This window comes from Rubrivirga sp. (assembly GCF_049648075.1).
Classification (GTDB): Bacteria; Bacteroidota; Rhodothermia; order Rhodothermales; family Rubricoccaceae; genus Rubrivirga.
Genome location: NZ_JBARYR010000212.1, coordinates 1 through 5,878, shown reverse-complemented (window position 1 = coordinate 5,878; position 5,878 = coordinate 1). Strand labels below are relative to the sequence as shown.

The following is a 5,878-nucleotide window of genomic DNA, read 5'->3' as shown; positions in this document are numbered from 1 at the left end:
GCGGGACGCTCGGAGCGGGGCGCGCTGGCCTGGCGTTGCGGCAGGTGCTCAGACGGGATCCGAGGCGTCTCCGCAAACCGGCCGCGATCGTCCAACCGCACCCAGGTCGCGGGCAGGTCGTAGAGGTACCGCCCGACGCCCCACTGGACGGCAGCGCGCTTGGTGGCGCCCGAGAGCCCGCCCTTGATGGCCTCGACCTGCGAGTTGTCGGCACCGTCCCACTTCGTCACCCACTCCGACGTGCCGTCGGGGCGCTCGACGCGGACCGAGATGCCGCACAGGACGCCGCCGCTCGGCCCCTCGCGGAACTCGTTGCGCCAGTCGCCCGGCCCGCAGACGTCGTCGAACCGTTGCTGGACGGCGCGACTGGTGAGGTAGGCCATCGCGAGGCCCTTCTTCTTGTCGCGCGTGGTGGCGCCGGGCTTCCACTCGATGTCGGATGCCGGGAAGGGGTCGGCGAGGCGGGTCAGATCGGAGGCGGTCATGGATCTCAGAGGCTGGAGTCAGAAGATCGGACGGCCGAGTGACGCCCGCGTGTCATAGCCAAACGAGGAGACCGACCTCGAGGACGCCTTCGCCTCGGAAGAGAAAAGCGCTACCAGACTTATTTCCAGAGGCATCACAGAGCCGAATCCTTGACAATACGCGACCTATTGGTCTAGCCTCACGCTGTTCCTAAACCACCGGCCGCACTCTTCCTTCCAAAATGAGGACCTCTCTGGCTTTCCTTTTCCTCTCCGTCCCCACGCTCGCGCTCGCCCAAGGCGCCGATGTCGCAACGGTGCAGACCAACCTGGACTTTGTCTGGGTCGTGGTCGCGGGTGCACTCGTGTTCTTAATGCAGGCGGGGTTCGCGCTTCTCGAGACCGGCCTGACACGGGCCAAGAACGCGGCCAACATCATCATGAAGAACGTCATGGACGCCTCGGCCGGCGTCGTGATCTTCTTTCTGGTCGGCTTCGGGTTGATGTTCGGCACGAGCGCGGGCGGCTGGATCGGAACTGACGGGTTCGCGCTCTTGGGCATCGAGGGCCAGACGCCGGAGTGGTCGTATGTCTTCTTCTTTTTCCAGGCCGTGTTCGCCGCGACCGCCGCGACGATCGTGTCGGGAGCGGTCGCGGAGCGCGTCAACTTCCGCACGTACCTCGTCTTCTCCCTGGTCATCGTCGGGCTGATCTACCCCGTATTTGGGTCGTGGGCGTGGGGCGGTCTGTTCAACGGTGGCGGATGGCTCGAGGGGATCGGCTTCCTCGATTTCGCGGGATCGACGGTCGTCCACTCGGTCGGGGCGTGGGCAGCGCTGGCCGGCGCGCTGGTCGTGGGGCGCCGGGCGGGGAGCCTAGACGAGGACGGCAATCCGGTCGAGATCCCCGGACACAGCATCCCGCTCGCGGCCCTGGGAGTGTTCATCCTGTGGTTCGGGTGGTTCGGGTTCAACGCGGGCTCGACGACGGCCGGCGAAACGGGCATCGCGCTGATCGTGGCAAACACGTTCCTGGCGGCCGGCGCCGGAGCGATTGCGGCGATGACCGTGACGTGGGTCTCGGACAAGGTCCCCAGCGTGACCATGACGATGAACGGCGTGCTCGGCGGGCTCGTCGGCATCACGGCCGGCTGCGACGCGGTCTTGCCGATCGGAGCGCTGGCGATCGGGTTGGTCGCCGGGGTCTTGGTGACGTTCGCGACCTCCTGGCTTGCTCGTTACATCGACGACCCGGTGAGTGCGGTCGCCGTCCACGGCGTGTGCGGCGTCTGGGGCACCTTGGCCGTCGCCATCTTCGCCGCGGACGGGTTCTCGCTCGCCCAGCTCGGGATCCAGGCTGTCGGCGTGGGAGCGGCGTTCCTGTGGACGTTCCCCGTTTCGCTCGGTCTGTTCAAGGTCCTGGACGCCACGATGGGCCTGCGCATCACGGACGAGGGCGAGACGGCTGGGCTCGACCTGCACGAGCATGGGACGGTCGCGTACCCCGAGTTCCAGATGATGGTCGCCGTCCCGCTCGGCGCGGGCGACACGGACACCTCGTACCGTCTCGAGGCGATCCAGCTCGAGGCGACCGAAGCGCTCCAGGCCCCGTTCAGCCTCCCTCCGCAGGCTCACGCGTAAACGTCCTCGAGGACAACGTGCCGGACCGCCCTCGAGGGCGATCAGCGACCGCCGCGATGCAACCTGGGGACTCGGCCTCGAGGACGACCGGACCTGCCAAGGCGGCGCGAGAGCGCGACAGACCGGCCGACCTAACGGTCGTAACATGGTGTCTCGGTGAAGGATCGTAGGTTCAGGCTTCCCGGAACGGTCTTCGCGTCCCTCTGCGCGAATCGACTCTGTTGCCATGGCCCCGCTCGTCTCCACCGTTTCCACCCGCCCGCCCTCGAGGCGCCGTCGCCTGCGAGCGACGTTGGGACGCGCCCGCCGGAAGGCCGCCGTCGCGACTGGAGTCGCCCTCTTGGCCGCTGGCGCTGGCGTGGCGACGACCTCCACCCCGGTCGTCCTCGACGCGCCGAACGTGTCGGCCCTCGAGGCCACGGCCGAGCACGCGACGCCTCCGCCCGCGACGCTGCTTCCTCCGGTACCCGCGGAGACGCCGATCACGACCGTCAGTCACACCGCCGAAGGAGGCACTGACCCCGGATCGAGTCCGGGGCAGGCTCTCGAGGGCGGGACGGCGAGCTACTACGGCGCCGAGCTCGCGGGCAACCCGACGGCGAACGGCGAGACGTTCGACCCGTCCGAGTTGACGGCCGCGCACCGGACGTTGCCGTTCGGGACGCGCGTCCGTGTGACGAACCCCGGCAACGGCGAGTCCGTTGTGGTCCGCATCAACGACCGCGGCCCGTTCCACGGCGACCGCGTGATCGACGTCTCGACGGCAGCGGCCAAGGAGATCGGCCTGAAACAGGCAGGCACCCTCGAGGTCGATCTCGAGCGGCTGCCGGCCGTGCGCGGGTAGCGTCCTCGAGGGCGATTTGGATTTGTCCTCGGGTGACCTATCCTCGAGGACGACTCCTCCCGACCTCGATGCGCGTCTTTCTTCTCGCCGCCTTGTGCTGCGCCACCGCCCACGCCCAAGACGCCGACCTCGAGGTCGTGTTCGACCGCGCGACCTCGACGCGCGACGCGATCGAGTTGGTCCGGGATCTCTCGCCGTCTGCTGAGACCAACGGGTGGTTCCAGCCCGTCGTGATCGAGGTTCAGGTCGGCGCACCCATCGCGCGGGGCCTGGTCGAGGACTTGTTCGAGACCGGCGCCATCTCGGTCGAGGTGGTCAACGTCGGCGCACGGTTCGCACACATCCTACCGGCGGAACTCGCCGAATCCGTGGCCCGGGGACGTCGAGTGCTCGTCTCGGCTGAGTACCCGAGCACGACGCCGAGTCGGACGGCCGCGGCCCGGTTCGAGGCCGTCGTCGGTGTACCGCCGACGCGGGTGGAGACCCGGGCCAACCTGCTGGAGGTGACGGCATCCGACGCGTCGGCGCTGGCTGCCCGTCTCCGCTCCGCGCCCAACGTGGTGGCGGTCACCGCGCGCTAGCCAGGCGCTTCCGGAGCGCCTCGAGGTCGACGTTGCCCGGCGTCCCGCTCGACGTGTAGGCTCCGAGCGCGTCCTCGATGGACGGGACCTCGAGGTCGTCGAGGTGGATGCCGACGGTCCGGTAGGCGTCGCGAAACGGCGTCCCGGCTTGGACGAGCCGGAGGGCTTCGGCGGTCGCGAACAGGTCGGGCGAGAGCGCGGCGCGCATCCGGTCGGCTCGCCAGCGAACACCGGGCAAGACGGCGGCCGTCGCCGTGACCAGGTCTTGCGTGGCGAGGACCCCCCGCATCGTCGCCTCCTTCGTGAGCTGCAGGTCGCGGTGGTAGCCACCGGGCAGGTTGGCGGGCAGCGTGAGCAAGACGTGGAGCTCGGCCGTCAACCGGTGCGCGGTCGCACGAGCCAACTCGAGGACGTCGGGGTTGCGCTTCTGGGGCATGATCGAGGAGCCCGTCGTGTGCTCGTGTGGCAACGAGACGAACCCGAACTCAGACGTCGCGAACAGGGCCAAGTCGCTCGCCATCCGGTTCAGCGTCAGCCCCATTTGGACGAGCGCGTGGACGACGCCGGCCTCGAGTTTGCCCCTCGACAGCTGGACCGCAGCAATTGCCTGCGTCCGCTCGAACCCGAGCTTCTCGGCTACGCCGTCGCGGTCGAGATCCAGGACGGGAATCCCATACCCCGCCGCGCTCCCCCACGGCGACGTGTTCGCCGCTCGACGCGCGTCCTCGAGGGCGGCTAGGTCGTCGGCGAGCAGGTCGACGTAGCCAGCGGCCCAGACGGCGACGGTCGTCGGCATGGCGCGCTGGCCATGGGTGTAGCCCGGCATCAGCATCTCCTGGCCTGCTTGGGCGTGCGCCACGAGCGCGTGTCCGACCTCGAGGACGGTCCCGGCGATGCCCTCAAGCGCGTCTCTCAGCCACAGGCGGAGCGCGGTCAGGACTTGGTCGTTGCGGCTCCGGCCGGCGTGGATCTTCTTTCCGGCGTCGCCCAGGCGGGCGGTCAGTTCGCGTTCGATGACGGTGTGCATGTCCTCGTCTTGGACGCGGACGGTGACCTCTCCCCTCTCCCACGCCTCGCGGATCGCATCGAGGGCGCGGCTGACCTCATCGACTTCCTCGTCCTCGAGGACGCCGGCTTGCCCCAGCGCCCAGGCGTGGGCGCGCGTGCCCTCGAGGTCGTACGGCAGCAGGATCGTGTCCCACCGCCAGTCCTCGCCCACGGTGAACCGGGTCACCCAGTCCTCAGCGGCGGTGCCTTTGTGCCAGATGGGTGTTGGGGATTGGGGATTGGGTGTTGGGGTATCTGACATGGATCTGAGTCGAACTGGAGCGGAGACGAAATGTGGGAGACGAAGCAGAGTGGACCGGCGGAGTCCAATCCCCGACCCCTAGCCCCCAATCCCCACGTTGAAATACTGCCGGGCGATCTCGGCGTAGACCTCGACAGCGGCCTCGAGTTGGCCAACGGTGACGTGCTCGTCGGGCGTGTGGGACAACTCGCTTCGGCCGGGGCCAATCTTGACGGCAGGTACGTCGGACAGGAAGATCCAGTCGGAGGCCGTCGGGCTACCGAACGGTTCGTCCTCGAGGCCGAGTGCGGATAGCGCGTCGAGGACGGACTGGGCGATGGGCTCCGTCCGGTCCGTCGCGCACGGAACCAGACGCTCGGAGTAGACGGAGACCTCGGACTCGAGGGCGTCGCGGACGAGCTCCGTCAACTCGGCGTGCGTGTAGGCCGGCGTCGAGCGGACGTCGAGCGTGAACCGGCAGCGGTCGGGGATCACGTTCTTGGCCGTCCCGCCCTCGACGAGCGTCGCGTTGGCGGTCGGCTTGCCGAGCAGCGGGTCGGACCGGTCGAAGGTGACGTCCCCAAGAGCGACGAGATCGCGGGCGGCGCGCGTGATGGCGTTGTCACCGAGGTGCGCTCGGGCGGCGTGCGACGTGCGGCCGTGGGCCGTGGCCTCCAAGATGAGCAGGCCCTTCTGGGCGAGGCACGGGAGGAGCTCGGTTGGCTCCCCGACCAAGGCGGCGGAGACCTCGGGCAGCGCGTGCCCGAAGACCTCGCGGCGCATCGTCTCCACGCCGTTGTAGCCGCCGCCCGTCTCCTCGCACGCCGTCAGCGCGACGACGAGTCGTCCTCGAGGGCGCCAGCCGGACTCGGCCAACGTCGCGAGCGCGGTCAGCATCGCCGCCCCGCTCGCCTTCGCGTCGACGGCGCCGCGCCCGTAGATCCGGTCCTCGACGCGGGTCGGCGTGAACGGGTCGTATGGGTGCGTCTCGCTCGGGGGCACGACGTCGAGGTGCGAGCAGAACAGCAACAGATCGTCGCCGTCGCCCAGGCTCACCCAGA

Annotated in this window: 6 protein-coding genes; 3 read left to right on the top strand and 3 right to left on the bottom strand. The window is 69.1% G+C overall.

Translation table 11 applies throughout. The features are described 5' to 3' along the window. The coding region (locus tag WBA11_RS06185; protein ID WP_424519836.1) for a Rad52/Rad22 family DNA repair protein at positions 1–485 on the bottom strand (485 nt) is incomplete at its 3' end. A 221-nt stretch (positions 486–706) separates the two neighbouring features. Between WBA11_RS06185 and WBA11_RS06180 the strand changes: the two genes are divergently transcribed. The 3 genes from WBA11_RS06180 to WBA11_RS06170 all read left to right on the top strand — a co-directional run bounded on the left by WBA11_RS06180 (position 707) and on the right by WBA11_RS06170 (position 3,529). Continuing rightward, positions 707–2,104 (top strand): ammonium transporter, encoded by a 1,398-nt coding sequence (locus WBA11_RS06180; RefSeq protein ID WP_424519835.1) that lies wholly within the window; start codon positions 707–709, stop codon positions 2,102–2,104. A 226-nt stretch (positions 2,105–2,330) separates the two neighbouring features. Further along, positions 2,331–2,948 carry a septal ring lytic transglycosylase RlpA family protein gene (locus tag WBA11_RS06175; protein WP_424519834.1) on the top strand — a complete coding sequence of 206 codons (618 nt, stop codon included), beginning with the start codon at positions 2,331–2,333 and terminating at the stop codon, positions 2,946–2,948. A 68-nt stretch (positions 2,949–3,016) separates the two neighbouring features. Next, on the top strand, positions 3,017–3,529 hold the full coding sequence (locus tag WBA11_RS06170) for a hypothetical protein (protein ID WP_424519833.1): 513 nt from the start codon (positions 3,017–3,019) through the stop codon (positions 3,527–3,529). On the opposite strand, the gene argH is transcribed toward WBA11_RS06170, so the two are convergent. Both argH and WBA11_RS06160 read right to left on the bottom strand, forming a co-directional pair. Continuing rightward, positions 3,516–4,838, bottom strand: a complete 1,323-nt coding sequence (argH, locus tag WBA11_RS06165; RefSeq protein ID WP_424519832.1) for an argininosuccinate lyase — start codon at positions 4,836–4,838, stop codon at positions 3,516–3,518. The genes WBA11_RS06170 and argH overlap by 14 nt on opposite strands. Positions 4,839–4,916: 78 nt before the next feature. Continuing rightward, positions 4,917–5,878 (bottom strand): M20/M25/M40 family metallo-hydrolase (locus WBA11_RS06160; RefSeq protein ID WP_424519831.1); only part of this gene is annotated, 962 nt, incomplete at its 5' end.